Genomic DNA, 19,767 nt, shown 5'->3' on the forward strand with positions numbered 1-19,767 from the left:
CGACCAGGTACGCCCGGAACGACCCGGCGCGGGCTGGGCTGGCCGCGCCGGGTCGTTCCGGGCGTACCTGGTCGAATCGGGCGTACCTGGTCGGAAGTTCGCACCAGGTATGCCCGGAAGCACCAGGTATCGCGGGTGTTGTGGGAAGGAACGGGCGCGGGGCGCGCGGGCGCGGGGTCGAATCGGGCGTGCTGGGTCGTTCCGGGCGTACCTGGTCGAGTCGGGCGTACCAGGTCGTTCGGGGCGTGCCTGGTCGAATCGGGCGTACCTGGTCGGAAGTTCCGACACGGTATGCCCGAAAACGGCAGGTATCGCGGGCGTTCTGGGAGGGAACGGGCGTACCGCTCAGCCGCCGAACTCAGCCGCCGAACTCAGCCCCCGGCGAAGGGCGGCATGACGTCGACGACCTCGACACCGTCGAGCGAGGTCGCCCGGTCGCGCGTGGTCACGCCGTCGACCAGGTACGAGCAACGCTCCCGCAGCGCACTCCATCGCGCAGGGTCCACGACGTCGATCGCGCCGAGGGCGGCCTCGATGGTGGGGCCCGACGTGGTCAGCGAGTCGACACCCACGGCAGCCCGGGCAGCGGCGAAGAACCGGATCGTGGTCATGCCTCAGCCGCCGATCGCACTCATGCCACGCGTCGGGTGCACGAGCTCGTCGCTGTCGTCACCGTGGTCGCGCGGCTTCGCCCACATCGCGAGCCGCCAGAGCTCGGCGACCTGGTCGTCGTCCGCCCCGGAGCGCATCGGCCCGAGCACGTCGGTCTCCTCGTCCGAGAACAGGCAGCTGCGCACATGCCCGTCGGCGGTCAGCCGGGTGCGGGTGCAGTCGGCGCAGAACGACTCGGTGATGCTCGCGATGATCCCGACGGTGCCGAGCGGCTCCCCGGTGACGGCGTCGTGCACGCGGTACCGCTCGGCCGGGGCACCGTCGCGCGGGGCGTCGTCCGGCGTGAGCACGAACGACGTCGCCAGCAGCGCACGGGTCTCGGCGGCGGTGATCATCGAGGTGCGGTCCCAGGCGTGGTCGGGGTCGAGGGGCATCTGCTCGATGAACCGCAGCTCGTAGCCACGCTCCAGGCACCAGCGGAGGAGTTCCGGGGCGGCCTCGTCGTTGATCCCGCGCAGCAGCACCGCGTTCACCTTGATGTCGAGCCCGGCGTCGTGCGCGGCCGACAGCCCGGCGATGACCTTGTCGAGGAACGGCCTGCGGGTCACGGTGGTGAAGACGTCGGGGTCGACGGTGTCGAGCGACACGTTCACGCGCCGCAGCCCGGCGTCGTACAGGCCCTGGGCGCGGTGCGCGAGGCCGATCGCGTTCGTGGTGAGCGACAGCTCCGGGGCGTCGGGCAGCGCGGCGCACCGGGCGATCACGTCGACCAGGTCGTGCCGGAGCATCGGCTCCCCGCCGGTGAACCGGACCTTGCGGACGCCGAACCGCGACGAGCCGATCCGGACCAGCCGCTCGATCTCGGTCGCCGTCATCAGCGCCTCGTCGGGGGCGAACGGCAGCCCGGCCGCGGGCATGCAGTACGTGCAGCGCAGGTTGCAGCGCTCGGTCAGCGACACCCGCAGGTCGACGGCGCGACGCCCGAAGCGGTCGACGAGCCCGGCGGGAGCCGGGTCCACGGAGCCGGTCGTGCCGAGCAGGGTCGCGGGTGCCATGGTCGTCAGCGTACGTGTTCCACGCGCCGGAACGTCAGCCGCTCCCACCACCGTCGCCACTCCGACCGCTCCGTGCGCAGGAGCGTGACGACCGCGATGACCGCCACGGCTGCGAGCAACCACCACCGGTAGGCGTCCGCCGACGGCCACACCCCGCGCAGCGCGATGGCGAGGCCGATCGACAACCACTCCCACCGCCCGGACAGCACCACGAACGGGATGAGCAGCAGCGCGTACCAGGGGTAGCGCGGCGTCACGGCGAGGAACGTCACGCCGATCATCAGGACCTCGCCCGACCACGGCCGCGCCGGGTCGGACAACCGCCACGCCACGAACGCCGCCAGCAGCACCAGGAGCCCCACCACCAGGGTCGCCGCGTCGCCCTTGACCACGAGCGACACCAGCGCGAAGCGGGAGCCGTCCTCGTAGCCCTCCTCGCTCAGGTAGCCGGGCAGGTACCCGAGCACGTCGAGCCCGGTCGTCAGCACGTAGGGCACGTAGAGCAGCCCGAACACCGCGATGCCGATGGGGATCGCCCACCACGCCCGACCGCGGCCGAGCAACGGCGGGTACACGATCGCCGGGATGAGCTTCGTCGCGGTCGCGGCCCCGAGCGCGATCCCGCCCCAGATCGGCCGGCCGAACGCGACGAGCACGACACCGGCCGTGGCGAGTGCGGCGCCGACGACGTCGACGTGCGAGTTGGTGACCGCCTCGGACGCGACGAGCGGCGACCAGGCCCAGAGCGCCGCCCACCAGGTCGGACGGCCGATGCGGCGGAGCACCAGGACGAGCCCGACGGTCACACCGAGCGACACGAGCAGCCCGGCGACCTGGAACGGCAGGTACTGCGCGGTCGCCGGCACGAAGAACCGCACCGCTGCGAACCACAGCTGCGCCATCGGCGGGTAGATCGTCGTGACGTCCGGCCGGTTGATCGCGGTGCAGTGCCCGTCCGCGCCGTCGCCGAGCCCGCGGAACCGGGGCTTCAGCGGATCGCACGTGCCGTCCACCTTGTCGGGGAACAACCAGTCGGGTCGGAGACCGGACAGTGCCGCGGACTGGGGGGTGTGCGCGTACGGTGAGACACCGGCATGCTGGACGATGCCGTCCCACGCGTACCGAGCGGAGTCGGTGCTCGTGTTGGGCGGGCCGACCAGCGCGGCGATGCCGATCACCACCGCTCCGCCGATGACCATGGTGGTCATCCACCGGACGGGCACGAAACGCACCGCGAGCACGGCGATCACGAAGACGGTCCAAGCGATCAGCGTCCACGCAACGAATGCAGAACGATGGCCCGATCGGAGGAACCCCAGATGCGTGACGCCGACGGCGATGACGCCCGACAGGGCGAGTACTCCCACGACGGCCAGCACGGTGCCGATCCGCGCGGCGGTGCCGTCGGCCAGGGACGGTCGGAGGGCACGCAGTCGGTCGCTCATGGTCCGTCGAGGCTATCCGGCGTCCAGCGCCTGCTGCACGACGGACGAGCAGCTCTGGCGTCCCCCAACCGCAACGCCCGCTCGGCGGTGGTGCTCGGGCGTCTGCTCGGCATCGCGTTCCTGATCTGCTTCGGCACCGGGATCTACAGCCACCTGCTGCAGGAACCGCTCGGCTGGATGCGGTTCCCGACCCGTCCGACGCAGCTGTACCAGTTCACGCAGGGCCTGCACATCACGACCGGCATCGCGATCATCCCGCTGCTGCTCGCGAAGCTCAACACCGTCATGCCCGCCCTGGTGCAGGTGCCGCCGGTGCGCGGCGTGCTGCACCTGCTCGAACGGCTGTCGATCGCGGTGCTCGTGTCCGCGTCGATCATCCAGGTCGTCACCGGCCTGCTCAACACGTACCAGTGGTACCCGTGGCCGTTCCCGTTCCGCCAGGTGCACAACGCCCTGGCCTACGTGATCATCGGGTCGCTGGCCATCCACATCGCCGCCAAGCTGCCGGTCATCGCCCGGTACTGGCGGAAGCGCGACTCCTACGACGCGCACGGCCGGTTCATTGCGGACCCCGCGTCCGGCAGTGAACTGCTCCCACCCGGTCTGGAGGCTCATCCCGCGTCCGCCCCGCACGCTGCGGGCGCCGAGACCGCCGGGTCCACCGCCCCCGGCCTGCTGGGCCGCGTGTTCCGCTGGATCGACGGCGTCGACGCCGCCCCCGGCGGCGCCGAGCCCCGTCCCACCGGACCCGACACGGCCCCGGAGACCCGCGAGGTGTCCGAGGAGCCGAGTCCCGCCCAGCCGACGGCCGACGTGCCGGAGGCGAGCCGGGCCTCCAGGCCGACGCCGGAAGCCGCCACCGGACGACGGCAGCGCATCGCCCGACGCGGGTTCCTCGCCGGCGTGACGGCGGCGACCGTCGGTGTCGTCGCGCTCACGGCGGGGCAGTCCTCGAAGCTCGCGGAACCGTTCAACGTGTTCGGCGCCCGCGGTCGCGGCATCGGCGCGAACGGGCTGCCGGTGAACCGGACCGCGCGTGCGGCCGGCGTGCTCGCCACCGCGACCGCCGCCGACTGGACGCTCACCGTCGTCGGCCACGACGTGAGCCGGACGTTCGTCCGGGCGGAACTCGTCGCGCTCGGCACCGCGCAGGTCGACCTGCCCATCTCGTGCGTCGAGGGGTGGAGCCAGATGGCGACCTGGAAGGGCGTGCGGATGCGCGACCTGCTCGACGCGGTGCAGGCACCGCAGGGGTCGCACGTGCGGGTGACGAGCCTGGAACGGCACGGCGGCTACCGGATCATGGACATGGGACCGGAGTACGCCGAGGATCCGACGACGCTCATCGCCCTCGAGCTGAACGGTGCGACGCTCGACCTGGACCACGGGTTCCCGGCGCGGATCATCGCTCCGGGACGGCCCGGTGTGCTGCAGACCAAGTGGATCGAGAAGATCGAGGTGCTCCGGTGAAGGCCGCGCGGATCGTGCTCGTGGTGATCGGCGTGCTGGTCATCGCGTTCGGGGCGTACGTGCTCGTGACGTCCGTCAAGCCGAACCGCATCGGCGGGCTCGGGGTCTGGCTGCTCGCGGCGGTGGTGCTGCACGACGCGGTCCTGTCGCCGTTCGTGGTCGGTGCCGGGCTGCTGCTGCGTCGGGCCGGACGCTCGCTGCGGGCCTGGGTGCTCGTGGTCGTGCAGGCGGCGATCGTGCTCGGCAGCGTGCTCGCCCTGGTGGTCCTGCCGGAGATCGCGGCGAAGGACCACGGGCAGAAGAACCCGACCGTGCTGCCGTTCGACTACGGCACGCGCCTGCTGCTCGTCGAGGGGGCGCTGCTCGTCGTCGTGGTGGTCGTGCTCGTCATCGGGGTGGTGCGGTCGCGTCGGACTGGCGGTTCGGCGGGTTCGGCGGGTTCGTCCGGTTCGTCTGGTTCGTCCGCCGTGCGCACCACTGGTTAAAGGGACAACCTTTCGGTATGATCAGGTCATGACCGACGAGACCCCGTGGCTCACCCGCGAGCAGCTGCGCGCGTGGATGAAGCTCGTCGCGGTCATGGAACTCCTGCCGGCGGCGCTCGACCAGCAGCTGCAGCGTGACGCCGACCTGACGCACTTCGACTACATGGTCATCGCGATGCTCTCCGAGACCGACACCCGGACCCTGCGGATGTCGGCGCTCGCCTCGGCCACGAACGCCTCGTTGCCGCGGCTGTCGCACGTGGTGTCCCGGCTCGAGAAGCGCGGGCTCGTGACCCGGTGCCCGTCGACCTCCGACCGCCGGGCCACCGACGTCCGGCTGACCGACGCCGGGTACGCCACCATCGTCGAGGCAGCTCCGGACCACGTCCGCACCGCCCGCCGGGTGGTCATCGACGCGCTCTCCGACGAGCAGGTCGCGCAGCTCGACGGCATCGCGGCGTCGCTCCTGACACGGCTCGACCCCGAGGGGCGGTTCGCGGCGCTGACGTACCCGCGCGAGGACGACGACACCGCGATCTGCGAGCAGCGGCTGACGGGTGCGGCGACGGACTGAGGCCGCCTGGCCTCCGCGTCCCTGCAATAGGCTCGCCGCATGACCGACCCCGCCGTGCCGTCCGACACGTACTCCTACCTCGGACCCGCCGGCACCTTCACCGAGGCGGCCCTGAAGCTCGTCGAGGCCGCCGCCGGCAAGCCCTGGCGGAGTGTCAACAACGTCGGTGAGGCCCTGGACGACGTCATGTCCGGCCGCTCGATCGGGGCCGTCATCGCGATCGAGAACAGCGTCGACGGCGGAGTGAGCGCCACGCAGGACGCCCTGGCCCGGATCCCCGGCGTGCGGATCGTGGGGGAGTACCTGGTCCCGGTCGACTTCGTGCTCGTCGCCCGACCCGGCACGACCCTGGCCGACGTCCACACCGTGAACGCGCACCCCGTCGCCTACGCGCAGACGCACAACTGGCTCGAGGCGAACCTGCCCGGCCACGGCCACATCCCGGCGTCGTCGAACGTCGCCGCGGCCCTCGCCCTGCTCGAGGCGAACCCGACCGCCGACGCCGCCGTCGCGCCGCCGGGCATCACCGACCACCACGACGTCGTCGTGCTCGCGTCGTCCATCGGGGACAACGCCTCGGCGGTCACCCGGTTCGTGCTCGTGTCGAAGACCCTCGCGCTGCCCGAACCGACCGGCGCCGACAAGACCAGCGTCATCGTCGAGCTGCCCGCCGACCACCCCGGTGCCCTGGTCGACATGCTCGAACAGTTCGCGACGCGGGGCATCAACATGGGGCTGCTGTCGTCACGCCCGATCGGTGACGAGCTCGGCCGCTACCGGTTCGTCATCGACCTCGACGGGCACGTGCGCGACGAGCGGGTCGCGGACGCACTGCTCGGCCTGCGTCGGTTCAGCCCGCGCGTGACGTTCCTCGGGTCGTACCCGCGTGCCGACGGTGCCCGCCCCGAGGTGCCCGCGCGCTACTCGGACGCCGCGTTCGTCGAGGCGCGGGACTGGTTGCGCGCGATCGTGTCGGGCGAGCCCGGGGCGCGGTAGCGCCGGAACTGCCCCGGCTCAGGGCACCTGGCGCGAGCCGTGGCGGTCGTCCGCCGGGTCCGGCACGCGCACGGAGAGCCCCATCGGGTCGATGCGCGAACGGAAGGCGATGACCTCGCCCACCGGGTCGCCGTCGATCTCGAACTCGTCGGGCCGCTCGAGCCGCGCCGTGAACTCCTGCCCGCGCAGGTAGCGCAGGGGTCGTTCCTCGCGCGACTTCGAGACGATCTTCTTGCCGACCGCGGTCTTGCCCAGGTTCGACCGGCGGAACGCCCGCAGGATCCCGTTCTCCCAGAACACCCGGGCACCGATCCGCACCCAGCCGAAGAACCCGCGAGGACGCATCACGGCGATGTCGAACACCCCGTCGTCGATCTCGGCGTCGGGCAGCAGGATCGCGCCGGCCTGCAGCATGCCGCAGTTGCCGACGATGAGCGAGTGCGCTCGGAGCGAGTGGTTGCCGTCGTCGTCCAGCTGGTAACGGAACTCGAACGCGTTGGCGTCGCGCACCGAACGGAACAGCGAGTCGACGTACGCGAGCCAGCCGACCTTCTTCTTCAGCTCGGGGCGGGTGTTCACGAGCATCCGGGCGTCGAGCCCGAGGCCCGCCATCACCAGGAAGCCGAAGCGTTCGCGCTCGCCGCCGGGGCGCTCGACCTTGAGCATGCCGAAGTCGATCTTGCGGTCGTCGCCGTGGAAGATCGTCCGGACGCTCGCGGCGAGGTCGTCGAGGGGGAGCTTCATGTTGCGCGCGAGCAGGTTGCCGGTGCCGCTCGGCAGCAGCGCCAGGGTCGAACCGGACTCGTGCACGACCTCGGCGACCGCACGGACCGTGCCGTCCCCGCCGGCCGCAGCGACGACGTCGGCACCGGCCTCGATCGCTGCGCGGGCCATGCCGCCGCCCGGGTCTTCTTCTGAGGTCTCGAACCACAGGGTCTCAGCCCAGCCGGCCTGCTGCTGGTGTTCCTGCACCGTGCGCTTGAGGGTCGGCAGGTGGACCTTGACCGGGTTGTAGACCACCGCGGCCGTCCGCTGCTCGGTGGGGAGGGCGTCCTGGTCCGCGGGCGCGGTCTCCGAAGGGGTCGACATACGTCCACGCTACCGATCGAGGCTGCGTGCGGTTGCCCCCGTCTAGGATGGGGCGGTGATCGATCCACAGCTGCTTCGCGACAACCCGGACGTCATCAAGGCTTCACAGCAGGCGCGTGGTGCCTCCGTGGCCGTCGTCGACGAAGCCGTCGCCGCCGATTCCGCCCGCCGCAGTGCGATCACCTCGTTCGAGTCGCTCCGCGCCGAGCAGAACGCCTTCGGCAAGACCGTCGCCAAGGCCCCGAAGGACGAGAAGGCCGCGCTCGTGCAGCAGGCCCAGGCCCTCGCCGCAAAGGTGAAGGAGGCGCAGGCCACCGTCACCGCGGCCGAGGACACCTTCAACACCGTCGTCCGCGGCATCCCGAACGTCGTGCTCCCCGGTGTGCCCGAGGGCGGCGAGGACGACTTCGTCACGCTCCGCACCGTCGGCACCAAGCCCGAGTTCGACTTCGAGCCGAAGGACCACGCCGACCTCGGCGAGCACCTCGGCATCATCGACATCCCGCGTGGCGTGAAGGTCTCCGGCTCGCGCTTCTACTTCCTGCGCGGCATGGGCGCCCGGCTCGAGATCGCGCTGATGTCGCTCGGCCTCGACCGTGCGATCGCTGCCGGCTTCGAGCCGCTCATCACCCCGACGCTCGTCCGCCCCGAGACGATGGCCGGCACCGGGTTCCTCGGTGAGCACGCGGCCGAGGTCTACCGGCTCGAAGCCGACGACCTGTACCTGACCGGGACGAGCGAGGTCGCCCTCGCCGGGTTCCACGCCGACGAGATCCTCGACATCGAGAAGACCGCGCACCGCTACGCCGGCTGGTCGACCTGCTACCGGCGTGAGGCCGGGTCGGCGGGCAAGGACAACCGCGGCATCCTCCGCGTGCACCAGTTCAACAAGCTCGAGATGTTCACCTACGTGCACCCGGACCAGGCCGAGGCCGAGCACGAGCGCCTCGTCGCCCACCAGGAGCAGATGCTGCAGGACCTCGGGCTGCACTACCGCGTGATCGACGTCGCCGGCGGTGACCTCGGCACGAGCGCCGCGAAGAAGTACGACATCGAGGCGTGGGTCCCGACGCAGGGCACGTTCCGCGAGCTCACCTCGACGTCGAACTGCACGACGTTCCAGGCCCGCCGCCTCGACATCCGGTACCGCACCGAGAGCGGCAAGACCGCCCCGGTCGCCACCCTGAACGGCACCCTCGCCACCACCCGCTGGATCGTCGCGATCCTCGAGACGCACCAGCAGGCCGACGGTTCCGTCGTCGTGCCGGAGGTCCTGCGCCCCTACCTCGGTGGCGTCGAGGTGATCGAGCCCCGATGAGCACCCAGGGACGGTTCGTGGACGGCACCGAGCAGGGCGCGGGCACCGACGCGCCCGCCCGCACCAAGCGCTGGCTGGTCGCGCTCGACATCGACGGCACCACCATGCGCGAGGACGGTGTCATCACCGAGGCCGTCGTGGCGGCAGTCCGTGACGCCGAGGCCGCCGGGCACGAGGTCATGCTCTCGACCGGCCGCAGCGAGGGTATGACCGTGCCCCTGCTCGAGACCCTCGGCATCCGGCCGAAGTACCTGGTCTGCGCGAACGGTGCGCTCATCCTGGCCCGCCGCGCCGACGGCTCCTACGTGCGCGAACACGTCGAGCGGTTCGACCCGTCCGAGGTGCTGCAGACCATCCACGGCGCGCTCGAGAACGCCGCGTTCGGCGTCGAGGACGAGACCGGTCACTTCCTGCTGTCCGGCAACTTCCCCGACGACACGATGACCGTCGAGGGTGAGCACGTGCCGTTCGAGCAGCTGCTTGGCGTCGAGGCCACCCGCGTCGTCGTCATCTCGCCCGGCCACGACACCGAGGACTTCCTGCAGATCGTCGAGCAGATGGGCCTGCACAAGGTCTCGTACTCCGTCGGCTGGACGTCGTGGCTCGACATCGCTCCGGAGGGCGTGACGAAGGCCACCGCGATGGAGCGCGTGCGCGAGTGGCTCGACATCCCGCGTTCCCGCGTCTTCGCCGCGGGCGACGGCCGCAACGACATCGACATGCTCCGCTGGGCCTCGACCTCCGGTCGCGGCGTCGTCATGGGCCAGGCCCCCGACGACGTCGTCGACGCCGGCAACGAGCTCACCGGCGGCATCACCGACGACGGCCTGGCAGCGGCGCTCGACTCCCTGCCCCGTTAGTCCGCGCTCGCGCGCATCCCAGCCTGGAGGCCCGGGTAGACTTCCCGGGACGCGATCACGTCTCGCCACGTGGTCGCGTCACTGGAGGGTTGTCCGAGCGGCCGATGGAGCCTGTCTTGAAAACAGGTGGGCAGAGATGTCTCGTGGGTTCGAATCCCACACCCTCCGCGATGGACACACGGTTGCGCCCACTCCGCCTCGACGACGCGGCCGTCCTGGCTGCGGTCATCACCGAGAACGCCGACCACCTGCGACCGTGGGAACCGGCGCGAGCGCCGTCGTACTACACGGAGTCCGGCCAGCGGGACGTCGTCACGCAGGCCCTCGCCACGCAGCGCGCGGGCAACGCGGTGCCGTTCGTCATCGAGTCGACCGACGGGGAACTCCTCGGCCGCATCACGCTGAGCGGCGTCGTCCGCGGCGCCCTGCAGTCGTGCGCGATGGGGTACTGGATCCGCGCCGACCGCACGCGCCAGGGCCATGCGTCCCGCGCTGTCCGCGCGGCGGCCGATCACGCGTTCGACGTGCTCCGTCTGCACCGCGTGCAGGCCGAGACCCTGCCCGAGAACGTCGGCTCGCAGCGCGCGCTCGAGTCGGCGGGCTTCACCCGGTACGGCTTCGCGCCGGAGTACATCAAGATCAACGGGGTCTGGCGCGACCACGTCATGTTCCAGCTCCTCGCGCCGACGCCGGCGCCGTGATCGAGGTCGTCGAGTACCGGTCGTCGTGGCCCGAGCGGTTCCGGCAGCTGCACGACGCGTACGCCGCCGCGCTCGACGACGCCGACGTGCCGTTCCGGAGCATCGAGCACGTGGGCAGCACGTCCGTGCCGGGCTTGGCGGCGAAGCCCGTGCTCGACGTCGACGTCGTGGTGGACGCTGCCGACGTCCCGGCTGCAGTGGCGGCGATGGCGACGATCGGCTTCGAGCCGCGCGGTGAACTCGGCGTCCCGGACAGGCAGGCGTTCCGGGCACCGGAGCGGTTCGCCCCGACCAACACCTACGTCGTCACGACCGGATCGCTCGCGCTGCGGAACCACCTGGCCGTCCGTGACGTGCTGCGTTCCGACCCGGTGCAGCGCGACGAGTACGCCGCCGTGAAGCGCCGGGCAGCCACCGAGGCCGAGGACATCGACGACTACATCGAGCGCAAGAGCGAGGTGCTGAGCCGGGTCCTCCACGCCGGTGGCCTGTCCGACGACGAGCGTGCCGCCATCACCGGCACGAACCGTCGGATCACCGACCGCGGCGCGGGCGGCTGACGCGATCGGAGCGGGTGACGGTTCTGGTTCGCGAACACGGGTGTTCGCGAACCAGAACCGTCATCGTCCGAACGGGAACATGCCTCAGGCGCTGGCGAGCATCGGGTAGAGCGCGGTGAGCGGGGCGCTCAGGCCGGCACGGACGTCGCGGCTGACCTGGTCGGCGAGGACCTCGTGCTCGCCGGCCTCGACCGCGTCCCAGATCGACCGGACGATGTCGGCGGGGTCGGACTTCTCGACGTCGAGGTCGGCGATCATGCCGGTGTCGGTGTAGCCGAGGTGGGCGCCGACGACCTGGGTGCCCTGGGGTGCGAGCTCGAGACGCAGGGAGTTCGTGATCGACCAGAACGCGGCCTTCGACGCCGAGTACGCGCCGGCGAGGGCGACCCAGCTCAGGGCGGAGTGCACGTCGATCAGCGCACCGTTGGCGATCGAGGGGGCGAAGGCCTTGGCGACGCGGAGTGCACCGAAGACGTTGGTGGCGAAGATGCGCTCGACCTCTTCGACGGAGACGTCGACGAGCGGGTCGGAGCCGGCGATCCCGGCGTTGTTCACGACGACGGTCACGTCGGCTGCGGCGCGGGCCGCGGCGTCGACGCTCTCCTGGCTCGTGACGTCGAGGGCGAGCGGGACGATGCGCTCGTCGTCCCAGGTACGGGGGTTGCGGGCGGTCGCGTAGACCTTGGTGGCGCCACGCTCCAGGGCCTGGCGGACGAACTCGGCGCCGAGGCCGCCGTTCGCTCCGGTGACGAGGACGACGGCGTTGGTGAGGTCGGTCATGAGTGCTCCAGACGAGAGAAGGTGGGTACGGAAACCGAACCTAGCACGTTGTGTCCGGAAATCGAACCCAGCTACGATGAACGCATGCTCGGCATCCTCGGCGGCGACGAGCGCTGCCCCATTGCACGCTCCCTCGACGTCCTCGGCGAGAAGTGGACGCTCATGATCGTCCGCGACGCCGTCGGTGGCTCGACGCGCTTCAGCCAGTTCCAGCAGAGCCTCGGCATCCCGCGCGAGGTCCTGACCGCACGCCTGGCCTCACTCGTCGACGGGGGAGTGCTCGAGCGCACGACCTACAAGCCCGAGGGGGCACGTGCCCGCGAGGAGTACGTCCTGACCGACGCCGGCCGCGACCTGTCGCTCGTGCTGCTCGCCCTCGGCGGCTGGGCCGACCGGCACCGCCCGTCCGAGCGAGCGTCGGACCTGCGCTTCGTCGACGCCGAGACCGGCGAGGCGGTCGAAGCTGCCGCCGTGACCGTGGATGCGCAGCAGCGCATCCCGACCGCACGCCTCCGCGCCGTCATGGAGCCGGTGGCCTGAACGCGACCGGCTGACGGACAGGAGGCCCGTGGCGGCCCCGCCCCGCGCCTCCGGGCTGTCGGTGGGTACGTCAGCGACGCACGTCGCACCCGCAACTCGCGCCGAGGACCAACTCGGCGGGGACCAGGTCGCGATGCCACTGGTTGTCGGCATCGAGGCCGAGCACGCGGTCGACCGCGGCGACCGCCATCGTCTCGATCGGCTGCCGGACCGTGGTGAGCTGCGGGTTCGTGTAGTCCGCCTCGGCCGCGCCGTCGAACGACACGATCGCGACGTCCTCGGGGACGCGCAGACCGAGTTCCCACAGTGCGCGCATCAGGCCGATCGCCTGCATGTCCGAACTGACGAAGACGGCTCGGGGCCCCGTCTCGTCGGCGAACATGCGGAGGCCGGCTTCGTAGCCTCCGCGCCGGGTGAAGTCGGTGCGGACGATGGGGCCGTCGGGCAGGCCGGCCTGGCGCAGGGCCCGCATCCAGCCCTGCTCGCGGAGCTCCATCGAGCCGGTGTGCCCCATCACGAGGCCGATCGAGCGGTAGCCGTGCTCGACCAGGTGCTGCGTGCCGTCGAGAGCGCCACGCAGGGCGTCGACACCGATGCTGGCGTACTCGGGGACCTCGAAGAACGTGTTGAGCAGGACCATCGGCAGGCCGGGGTCGGTGACGGTCGACAGGTCGGGGTGGGTCATGATGCTCGTCACGATGATGCCGTCGACCTGGCGCGCGGAGAGGCTGCGGAGCCGCTCGCGCTCCTGGGCGGCGTCACCGTCGCTGTTGGCGAGCAGGACGTCGTAGCCGCGTGCGGCGGCGGCGTGGGTGACGGCGACGGCGAGCTCGGACCAGAACGGGTTGTCGAGTTCGGGCACGATCAGGCCGAGCATCTTCGACGAGCCGGTGCGCAGGGCCTGGGCGCTCGCGTTCGGGCGGTAGCCGAGGACGCGGATGGCCTCGCGCACCCGGGCGGCGGTGGCGGCGGCCACGGGACGCGGTCCGTCGTGCACGACGTAGCTGACGACGGAGGTGCTGACCCCGGCGTAGCGGGCGACGTCCGCACGGGTGACCGCCCTGGGGTTCGTCGGGACGGTCACGGGTGCCACCTTCGTCGGGTCCAGGAGCGTCGTTCGGGCGCCGGCCCACGACGGACCGGCACCCGAACGACACGTGTTACTCGGACGCGATCGTAGCCGACGACGTGCTGCCTGCTGACGTCGGTGCGCTCGCCGTCGCAGTGCTCGCCGTCTCGGGGGCGTCGCCGAAGTCCGGCACGTCGAGGCGGGCGCCACCCTGCAGCGCGGACTGGTGGGCGATGATGCCCGGCAGGGTGAAGCGCGCGGCGGTCCAGGCGTTCACCGGCGGCAGGGTCCGGTCGACGACGGCGCGGACGAAGTCGTCGGCGAGGAACTGGTGGCTGCCCTCGTGCCCGGTCGGCACACCGTCGTACTCGGCGGGCAGACGGTCGGTGTCGTGCACCTCGGCGTAGCCGGAGACGAACGCGTCGCGCAGGGACGGGTCGACGTCGGCCAGGCGCGGGTCGTCGAGGGACATCGTCGCCTGCGTGTCGATCTTGTCGCTGATGTCGTACGAGTCCTCCTTGTCCTGCCAGACGCTGGTCTTCGCGAGCTGCTCGAAGCTGGCTTCGGTGCCGAAGTAGCGGAAACGCGACTCACGGATGTGCGACGGGTAGCCGACGCGACGCATCTCGTTGATGCGCATGACCCCGCCGTTGTCGAGCTCGAACAGGGCGGTGGCGTTCGAGAAGTCGTTGTCGAACTGGCTGACGTCCTTGTCGAAGACGCCGTCACCGCGGTCGTCCTTCACGCCGATGCAGCTGACGCTGACCGCGTGCCCGGGGATCGCGCCGAGGACCCCACCGACCGAGTGCGTCGGGTAGAGCATGGGCGGGTAGCTGGCGGTGCGCTTCCACTCGTCGCCGCCGCTGTACTGGTACGCGGCGTAGAAGCCGAGGTCCATGTCGTGCACGTAGTCGCCCTCGGCGTAGAACACCCGGCCGAAGGCGCCGGCGGCGACCTGCTTGCGGGCGAACACCGTCGCGGGGTTGTAGTAGCTCGTCTCGCCCATCATGTAGGTCAGGCCGGTCTCGCGGACCGCCTGGATGATGTCGCGGATCTCGTCGACGGAGATCGCCATCGGCACGGCGGAGTACACGTGCTTGCCGGCGCGCAGGGCCTTGACCACGAGCGGACCGTGGGTCCAGCGCTGCGTGAAGATCGCGACGGCGTCGACGTCCGAGGCGAGGACGGCGTCGAAGTCCGGGAACGTGCCGTCGAGGTGCTGCGTCTCGACGAGTTCGGACGCGCGCTCGTCGACGAGGTCCGTGACGTAGACCCGGTCCACGTCGGGGTGGAGCTTGAACAGCTTGGCGAACTGGGGGGCGAACTGGCCCGCGCCGACCATTCCGACAGAGATCATCAGTGACCTTTCCAGGGGTGTGGGATGCGTCGCCGAGCGGGTCGCTCCGATGCGATCGAGCGCCATCCTGACACACGCTGTCTACACGTGACAACCCCCTTCGACAGCCCGGAAAGAGCCTCTTGCCAGCAGTGGTCCCCACGTGTAGATTCCCGGCTCACGGACTGCTGCACGTCAGTCCACCGCAGACGAAGGAGTCGCGATGGCAACCGAGAGCCCTGTGTCGTCACCCTTGACGACCGCCAGCACGAGACGGAGGAGTCGGTCCGCCGACCTCGCCCGTGCCCGCACCACCGCACCACGGCGCCGCCCCAGGAACGACCTGTGGCTCGCGCTCGTCTTCATCGCCCCGGCAGCCGTCGGGTTCGCGGTGTTCCTCGCCTGGCCGACCGTGCGGGGCATCTACCTGAGCTTCACCTCGTACAACCTGCTCACCGAGCCCGAGTTCACCGGCTTGCAGAACTACGCCCGCCTGGTGCAGGACTCGATCTTCTGGCACTCGATGGTGGTGACGGTCGAGTACGTCCTCATCAACATCGTCATCCAGACCGTCGTCGCGCTGTTCATCGCCGTGATGATGCACCGCCTGACCAAGTCGACCTTCGTGCGCGGCATCGTGCTCGCGCCGTACCTGGTGTCGAACGTCGTCGCCGCCCTGGTCTGGCTCTGGATCCTCGACACCCAGCTCGGCATCGGCAACGAGATGCTCGCCGCACTCGGGCTCGACCGCATCCCGTTCCTGCAGAGCGACGTCTGGGGCATCCCCTCGATCGCGCTCATCAACGTCTGGCGGCACGTCGGCTACACCGCACTGCTCATCTTCGCCGGCCTGCAGTCGCTGCCCGAGACCGTGTACGAGGCCGGACGCATCGACGGTGCCAGCGAGTGGAAGATGTTCTGGCGCATCACGGTGCCGCTGCTCCGCCCGATCCTGTCCCTGGTGCTGATCATCACCGTGATCGGGTCGTTCCAGGTGTTCGACACCGTCGCCGTCACCACGCAGGGCGGCCCCGCGAACGCCACGAACGTCGTGCAGAACTACATCTACAACCTGGCGTTCGGCCGGTTCCAGTTCGGCTACGCGTCCGCGGTCTCGGTCGCGCTCCTCATCGTCCTCAGCATCATCACGATCATCCAGTACCGCCTCACCCGCTCGGGTGAGTCCGACCTGGACTGAACGGAAGCGCCATGACCACGACACTCACCCGTTCCGTCACCACGTCCCGCCCGCCGCGGATGGGCGCCGGCCACCGCCGCCGCCCGTCGCGCGGCCGGGTGCTCGCCTGGGTCGCGATGATCCTCGTCATCGTCGTCACCCTGTTCCCGTTCTACTGGATCCTGCGCACCGCGCTGTCGTCGAACACCGCGATCAACTCCGACCCCACCTCGCTGCTGCCCGTCGGGTTCAGCCTGGGCGGGTTCGAGCGGGTCTTCGGCCTGCAGTCCACCGAAGAGGCGTTGGCGCAGGGCGGCTCCGGCGCCGCGCTGAACTTCTGGCGGTACCTGCTCAACTCGATCCTGGTGTCGACGCTCGTCACGGTCGGCCAGGTGTTCTTCTCGGCAGCGGCCGCCTACGCCTTCGCCCGGCTGCGCTGGCCCGGTCGCGACAAGGTGTTCGGGGTGTTCCTGGCCGGGCTGATGGTCCCCGCGATCTTCACGCTGCTGCCGAACTTCACCCTCATCAAGCAGCTCGGGCTCGTCGACAACCTGCTCGGCATCGCCCTGCCGACGATGTTCATGACCCCGTTCGCGGTGTTCTTCCTGCGGCAGTTCTTCCTCGGCATCTCGAAGGAGGTCGAAGAGGCGGCCCTCATTGACGGCGCCGGCAAGGTCCGCGTCTTCTTCCGGCTCGTCATCCCGATGGCGGCGGCCCCGATCGCCACGCTCGCCGTGCTGACGTACATCACGAGCTGGAACGACTACTTCTGGCCGCTCATGGTGTCGTACACGGACAGCTCGCGGGTGCTGACCGTCGCGCTCGGCGTCTTCAAGTCGCAGACCCCGCAGTCCGGCACCGACTGGGCCGGGCTCATGGCCGCGACCCTGGTGGCGGCGCTCCCGATGATCCTGCTGTTCGGCGTCTTCGCCAAGCGGATCGTCAACTCCATCGGCTTCTCCGGGATCAAGTGACCCGGCTGTCGGACAGGACGAACACCATGACGAACCAACTGACCCGCCGCACGCTCTTCGCCGGCGGCGCCTCCGCCCTGGCCCTCGGCGCGCTCGCCGCCTGCTCGTCGCCAGGTCGCCGCACGACGAACCGGTCGGGTGCGCGCACCGTGAGCTACTGGCTCTGGGACGCCAACCAGCAGCCCGCGTACCAGGCCGTCGCCGACGCGTTCCACCGCGCGAACCCGGACATCACCGTGAAGATCACCCAGCTCGGGTGGAACGACTACTGGACCAAGCTCACCGCGGGCTTCATCGCCGGCACCGCTCCCGACGTCTTCACCGACCACCTGACGAAGTTCCCGCAGTACGCCGACCTCGACGTGCTCTACAAGCTCGACGAACTCGACGCCACGAAGGGCATCCGGGACGACGACTACCAGTCCGGGCTCGCCGAACTGTGGAAGGGCCAGGACGGCCACCGCTACGGCTCGCCGAAGGACTGGGACACCGTCGCGATGTTCTACGACCGGAAGGCGATGGCGAAGGCCGGGGTCTCCGCCGAGGAACTCGGGTCGCTCGAGTGGAACCCGGAGGACGGCGGCACGTTCGAACGGATGCTCGCGCGGCTGACCGTCGACTCGAAGGGCCGACGCGGCGACGAGGACGGCTTCGACAAGGACGACGTCGCCGTCTACGGGATCTCGTCGAACGGCTCGGGCGGTGACGGCTTCGGCCAGACCCAGTGGTCACCGTTCACCGGATCGGTCGACTGGTTCTACACGAACGAGAACCCGTGGGGCGACAAGTTCCGCTACGACGAGCGGGTCGTGCAGGACACTCTTGCCTGGTACTACCGGCTGGCCGAGAAGGGCTACATGGCGAAGTACGGGGTGTTCTCCACCACGACCGGGCCCGAGGTCCAGCTCGGCGCCGGCAAGTGCGCGCTGTCGTTCAACGGCTCGTGGATGATCGGTTCGTACCTCGGCATGGAGGACCTCGACGTCGCGGTCGCTCCGACCCCGATCGGCCCGTCGGGCCATCGTGCGTCGATGTTCAACGGGCTCGGCGACTCGATCACGAAGCAGGCGAAGGACCCCGAGGCCGCCGCGAAGTGGGTGGCGTTCCTGGGCAGCGACGAGGCCCAGCGGATCGTCGGTGAGAGCGGGATCGTGTTCCCCGCCCGTCCCGCGGGTACCGAGGCTGCCGTGGCGTCGTTCCGGAAGCGCGGGCTCGACGTCTCGGCGTTCACCCGGCAGGTCGAGGAGGACACCACGTTCCTGTTCCCGGTCACGAAGAACCCCGCCGACGTGCAGGCCCTGCTGCAGCCCGCCTTCGACGACGTCTACGCGAACGGCAAGCCGATCTCGACGCTGACCGGGGTCAACGAACAGGTCAACAACCTGCTCGCCCTCACCTGATCGAAACCCGAAACCCGAAACGCGAAACCCGAAACCCGACACCCCGCCCGTCGTCCGCATGCCGCACCGTCCGGTGCGGTGTGCGGACGACGCGTTGACCGTGCCGCCGACCACGACCCAGACTGCAGGGGATGACTTCCCTCACCTCCCTCGTCTACATGTCCGTCGCCGTCGACGACCTGACCGACGACCAGCTGGTCGCCATGCTGCGTGAGGCGCGGCTCCGCAACCACGCGCTCGGCGTCTCCGGGCTCCTGCTCGCCAAGGGCGGCCGGTTCATGCAGGTGCTCGAGGGTCCGGTCTGGAGCGTCGAGGACCGCTTCGCCGCGATCGAGCGCGACCCGCGGCACACCGGCGTGAAGTCGTTGTCGCGTGAGTCCATCAGCACGCGTCGGTTCGACGGCTGGGCGATGGCGTTCGGCAGCCCGACCGGGGACGAGCTCCGTGACGAGCCCGGGTTCAGTACCTTCCTCAGCGACCGCACCGGTCTGCCGACCGGGGTGGCGGGCACGCCCGCCGACTGGCTGCTCCGCTGGTTCCGTGGGCGCGACCTGCAGGACCTGCCCGAGGAGCGCATCACGCTCGGCCGGCACGCGGCCTGAGCCGCACCACCCTCGGACTGCCGGCACGCGGCCTCAGCCGCACCACCCCTCGGTCTGGAGGCACGGTGCGGGCCCGCCCCGTGCCTCCAGACTGTGAGACTGGTCCCGTGGAACGACGTGAGCAGATCCTGGTGGCCGCGGCGGAGGAGTTCGACCGCGTCGGCTTCGCCGGCGCGACGATCGCGGGCATCGCCCGCGCGGCGGGCGTCTCGCAGGGAACGCTGCACTTCCACTTCCCGACGAAGCTCGCCCTGGCGCTCGGCGTCATCGGCGAGCAGAACGCCCGCACCTTCGACGTCGTCAGCCACACCGACAGCTCGCCGGTCGCCGCGCTGATCGGGGCGTCGCACGGCATCGCCGACCTGCTCCGGACCGACCCGATCGTGCGGGCGGGGATCCGGCTGTCGCTGGAGCGCGGCGAGTTCCAGACCGCGACGCTGAGCTTCTACGAGCAGTGGATCGGCGGGATCGTCGACGTGTTCCGGTTGGCGGTCGCGAGCGGGGAACTCCGGACGGACCTGACCGCGGAGCAGCTCGGGTCGACGGTGGTGCCCTACTTCACGGGCGTGCAGCTCGTGTCCGACGTCCGGACGCGGCGCACCGACCTGATGCCGGCCGTGGCGACGATGTGGCGCGTGGTGATCGCGGCGACGGCGGACCCGAAGCACCGCGACCGGCTGCTCGACGTCGTCGAGGACGCGTTCAGCGAAGGCTGATCCGCGAC

21 protein-coding genes and 1 tRNA gene are annotated in these 19,767 nt (G+C 70.5%); 15 read left to right on the forward strand and 7 right to left on the reverse strand.

Annotated features, from left to right (window positions below):
- Positions 1 to 371: 371 nt before the first annotated feature.
- From DEJ01_RS10330 to DEJ01_RS10340, 3 genes are read right to left on the reverse strand one after another with little or no spacing between them, the layout of a single operon-like run.
- A complete protein-coding gene (locus tag DEJ01_RS10330; RefSeq protein WP_111092923.1) occupies positions 372 to 611 on the reverse strand; it encodes a MoaD/ThiS family protein in 240 nt (79 codons plus the stop codon).
- Positions 612 to 614: 3 nt separating this feature from the next.
- Positions 615 to 1,667, reverse strand: a complete 1,053-nt coding sequence (gene moaA, locus DEJ01_RS10335; protein WP_111092924.1) for a GTP 3',8-cyclase MoaA — start codon at positions 1,665 to 1,667, stop codon at positions 615 to 617.
- A gap of 5 nt (positions 1,668 to 1,672) precedes the next feature.
- On the reverse strand, positions 1,673 to 2,875 hold the full coding sequence (locus tag DEJ01_RS10340; protein WP_181438421.1) for a glycosyltransferase family 87 protein: 1,203 nt from the start codon (positions 2,873 to 2,875) through the stop codon (positions 1,673 to 1,675).
- Positions 2,876 to 2,986: 111 nt separating this feature from the next.
- Here DEJ01_RS10340 and DEJ01_RS10345 point away from each other — a divergent pair, with 111 nt between their 5' ends.
- From DEJ01_RS10345 to pheA, 4 genes are read left to right on the forward strand one after another with little or no spacing between them, the layout of a single operon-like run.
- Positions 2,987 to 4,582 (forward strand): molybdopterin-dependent oxidoreductase, encoded by a 1,596-nt coding sequence (locus tag DEJ01_RS10345; RefSeq protein WP_181438422.1) that lies wholly within the window; start codon positions 2,987 to 2,989, stop codon positions 4,580 to 4,582.
- Positions 4,579 to 5,067, forward strand: a complete 489-nt coding sequence (locus DEJ01_RS18165; RefSeq protein WP_181438423.1) for a hypothetical protein — start codon at positions 4,579 to 4,581, stop codon at positions 5,065 to 5,067. Before DEJ01_RS10345 ends, DEJ01_RS18165 begins: the two co-directional genes overlap by 4 nt.
- 28 nt (positions 5,068 to 5,095) lie before the next feature.
- Positions 5,096 to 5,641: a MarR family winged helix-turn-helix transcriptional regulator gene (locus DEJ01_RS10350; RefSeq protein ID WP_027466075.1), complete on the forward strand. Its 546-nt coding sequence runs from the start codon at positions 5,096 to 5,098 to the stop codon at positions 5,639 to 5,641.
- A 39-nt stretch (positions 5,642 to 5,680) separates the two neighbouring features.
- Positions 5,681 to 6,637 carry a prephenate dehydratase gene (gene pheA / locus DEJ01_RS10355; RefSeq protein WP_111092927.1) on the forward strand — a complete coding sequence of 319 codons (957 nt, stop codon included), beginning with the start codon at positions 5,681 to 5,683 and terminating at the stop codon, positions 6,635 to 6,637.
- A gap of 18 nt (positions 6,638 to 6,655) precedes the next feature.
- Here the strand turns inward: pheA and DEJ01_RS10360 are convergent, their stop codons facing one another.
- The gene (locus DEJ01_RS10360) at positions 6,656 to 7,726 is read right to left on the reverse strand and encodes a diacylglycerol kinase family protein (protein WP_084741463.1); all 1,071 of its coding nucleotides are present in this window, start codon (positions 7,724 to 7,726) and stop codon (positions 6,656 to 6,658) included.
- A 55-nt stretch (positions 7,727 to 7,781) separates the two neighbouring features.
- On the opposite strand from DEJ01_RS10360, the gene serS reads away from it, so the two are divergent.
- From serS to DEJ01_RS10385, 5 genes are all read left to right on the forward strand, one after another.
- On the forward strand, positions 7,782 to 9,044 hold the full coding sequence (gene serS / locus DEJ01_RS10365; RefSeq protein WP_111092928.1) for a serine--tRNA ligase: 1,263 nt from the start codon (positions 7,782 to 7,784) through the stop codon (positions 9,042 to 9,044).
- Positions 9,041 to 9,904, forward strand: coding sequence for an HAD family hydrolase (locus DEJ01_RS10370; RefSeq protein ID WP_084741461.1), 864 nt, complete (start codon positions 9,041 to 9,043; stop codon positions 9,902 to 9,904). The genes serS and DEJ01_RS10370 overlap by 4 nt, the downstream gene beginning before the upstream one ends.
- A gap of 83 nt (positions 9,905 to 9,987) precedes the next feature.
- Positions 9,988 to 10,072: transfer RNA gene (locus DEJ01_RS10375), tRNA-Ser, on the forward strand.
- A 14-nt stretch (positions 10,073 to 10,086) separates the two neighbouring features.
- The gene (locus tag DEJ01_RS10380; protein WP_258375549.1) at positions 10,087 to 10,605 is read left to right on the forward strand and encodes a GNAT family N-acetyltransferase; all 519 of its coding nucleotides are present in this window, start codon (positions 10,087 to 10,089) and stop codon (positions 10,603 to 10,605) included.
- Positions 10,602 to 11,165, forward strand: a complete 564-nt coding sequence (locus DEJ01_RS10385; RefSeq protein WP_111092930.1) for a GrpB family protein — start codon at positions 10,602 to 10,604, stop codon at positions 11,163 to 11,165. The genes DEJ01_RS10380 and DEJ01_RS10385 overlap by 4 nt, the downstream gene beginning before the upstream one ends.
- Positions 11,166 to 11,249: 84 nt before the next feature.
- Here the strand turns inward: DEJ01_RS10385 and DEJ01_RS10390 are convergent, their stop codons facing one another.
- Positions 11,250 to 11,945 (reverse strand): SDR family oxidoreductase, encoded by a 696-nt coding sequence (locus DEJ01_RS10390; RefSeq protein ID WP_111092931.1) that lies wholly within the window; start codon positions 11,943 to 11,945, stop codon positions 11,250 to 11,252.
- Between the two features lie 84 nt (positions 11,946 to 12,029).
- Between DEJ01_RS10390 and DEJ01_RS10395 the strand changes: the two genes are divergently transcribed.
- On the forward strand, positions 12,030 to 12,485 hold the full coding sequence (locus DEJ01_RS10395) for a helix-turn-helix domain-containing protein (RefSeq protein ID WP_111092932.1): 456 nt from the start codon (positions 12,030 to 12,032) through the stop codon (positions 12,483 to 12,485).
- 70 nt (positions 12,486 to 12,555) lie between these two features.
- Here the strand turns inward: DEJ01_RS10395 and DEJ01_RS10400 are convergent, their stop codons facing one another.
- Together DEJ01_RS10400 and DEJ01_RS10405 are read right to left on the reverse strand one after the other, a co-directional pair.
- Positions 12,556 to 13,569, reverse strand: coding sequence for a LacI family DNA-binding transcriptional regulator (locus DEJ01_RS10400; protein ID WP_258370519.1), 1,014 nt, complete (start codon positions 13,567 to 13,569; stop codon positions 12,556 to 12,558).
- 76 nt (positions 13,570 to 13,645) lie between these two features.
- On the reverse strand, positions 13,646 to 14,911 hold the full coding sequence (locus DEJ01_RS10405; RefSeq protein ID WP_375342382.1) for a Gfo/Idh/MocA family protein: 1,266 nt from the start codon (positions 14,909 to 14,911) through the stop codon (positions 13,646 to 13,648).
- 202 nt (positions 14,912 to 15,113) lie between these two features.
- Here DEJ01_RS10405 and DEJ01_RS10410 point away from each other — a divergent pair, with 202 nt between their 5' ends.
- The 5 genes from DEJ01_RS10410 to DEJ01_RS10430 all read left to right on the forward strand — a co-directional run bounded on the left by DEJ01_RS10410 (position 15,114) and on the right by DEJ01_RS10430 (position 19,759).
- Entirely contained in the window at positions 15,114 to 16,088 is a 975-nt protein-coding gene (locus tag DEJ01_RS10410) for a carbohydrate ABC transporter permease (RefSeq protein WP_228516654.1), read from the forward strand.
- Positions 16,089 to 16,099: 11 nt separating this feature from the next.
- Positions 16,100 to 17,041: a carbohydrate ABC transporter permease gene (locus DEJ01_RS10415; RefSeq protein WP_181438424.1), complete on the forward strand. Its 942-nt coding sequence runs from the start codon at positions 16,100 to 16,102 to the stop codon at positions 17,039 to 17,041.
- A gap of 26 nt (positions 17,042 to 17,067) precedes the next feature.
- On the forward strand, positions 17,068 to 18,441 hold the full coding sequence (locus DEJ01_RS10420) for a sugar ABC transporter substrate-binding protein (RefSeq protein ID WP_220035474.1): 1,374 nt from the start codon (positions 17,068 to 17,070) through the stop codon (positions 18,439 to 18,441).
- Positions 18,442 to 18,572: 131 nt separating this feature from the next.
- Positions 18,573 to 19,043: a BLUF domain-containing protein gene (locus DEJ01_RS10425; protein ID WP_051596847.1), complete on the forward strand. Its 471-nt coding sequence runs from the start codon at positions 18,573 to 18,575 to the stop codon at positions 19,041 to 19,043.
- 107 nt (positions 19,044 to 19,150) lie between these two features.
- Positions 19,151 to 19,759, forward strand: coding sequence for a ScbR family autoregulator-binding transcription factor (locus tag DEJ01_RS10430; protein ID WP_181433210.1), 609 nt, complete (start codon positions 19,151 to 19,153; stop codon positions 19,757 to 19,759).
- The last annotated feature ends 8 nt before the right edge of the window (positions 19,760 to 19,767 follow it).

This window comes from Curtobacterium sp. MCLR17_040 (genome assembly GCF_003234735.1).
Taxonomy (GTDB): Bacteria; Actinomycetota; Actinomycetes; order Actinomycetales; family Microbacteriaceae; genus Curtobacterium; species Curtobacterium flaccumfaciens.

Bases quoted from the DNA above. Each gene is read 5' to 3' on its own strand.
- DEJ01_RS10345 (WP_181438422.1), top strand. From the start codon at position 2,987: ATGCGTGACGCCGACGGCGATGACGCCCGACAGGGCGAGTACTCCCAC.
- DEJ01_RS10370 (WP_084741461.1), top strand. From the start codon at position 9,041: ATGAGCACCCAGGGACGGTTCGTGGACGGCACCGAGCAGGGCGCGGGC.
- DEJ01_RS10420 (WP_220035474.1), top strand. From the start codon at position 17,068: ATGACGAACCAACTGACCCGCCGCACGCTCTTCGCCGGCGGCGCCTCC.
- DEJ01_RS10415 (WP_181438424.1), top strand. From the start codon at position 16,100: ATGACCACGACACTCACCCGTTCCGTCACCACGTCCCGCCCGCCGCGG.
- pheA (WP_111092927.1), top strand. From the start codon at position 5,681: ATGACCGACCCCGCCGTGCCGTCCGACACGTACTCCTACCTCGGACCC.
- DEJ01_RS10395 (WP_111092932.1), top strand. From the start codon at position 12,030: ATGCTCGGCATCCTCGGCGGCGACGAGCGCTGCCCCATTGCACGCTCC.
- DEJ01_RS10340 (WP_181438421.1), bottom strand. From the start codon at position 2,875: ATGACCACCATGGTCATCGGCGGAGCGGTGGTGATCGGCATCGCCGCG.
- DEJ01_RS10350 (WP_027466075.1), top strand. From the start codon at position 5,096: ATGACCGACGAGACCCCGTGGCTCACCCGCGAGCAGCTGCGCGCGTGG.
- DEJ01_RS10330 (WP_111092923.1), bottom strand. From the start codon at position 611: ATGACCACGATCCGGTTCTTCGCCGCTGCCCGGGCTGCCGTGGGTGTC.
- moaA (WP_111092924.1), bottom strand. From the start codon at position 1,667: ATGGCACCCGCGACCCTGCTCGGCACGACCGGCTCCGTGGACCCGGCT.
- DEJ01_RS10360 (WP_084741463.1), bottom strand. From the start codon at position 7,726: ATGTCGACCCCTTCGGAGACCGCGCCCGCGGACCAGGACGCCCTCCCC.
- DEJ01_RS10390 (WP_111092931.1), bottom strand. From the start codon at position 11,945: ATGACCGACCTCACCAACGCCGTCGTCCTCGTCACCGGAGCGAACGGC.
- DEJ01_RS10405 (WP_375342382.1), bottom strand. From the start codon at position 14,911: ATGATCTCTGTCGGAATGGTCGGCGCGGGCCAGTTCGCCCCCCAGTTC.
- DEJ01_RS10425 (WP_051596847.1), top strand. From the start codon at position 18,573: ATGACTTCCCTCACCTCCCTCGTCTACATGTCCGTCGCCGTCGACGAC.
- DEJ01_RS10410 (WP_228516654.1), top strand. From the start codon at position 15,114: ATGGCAACCGAGAGCCCTGTGTCGTCACCCTTGACGACCGCCAGCACG.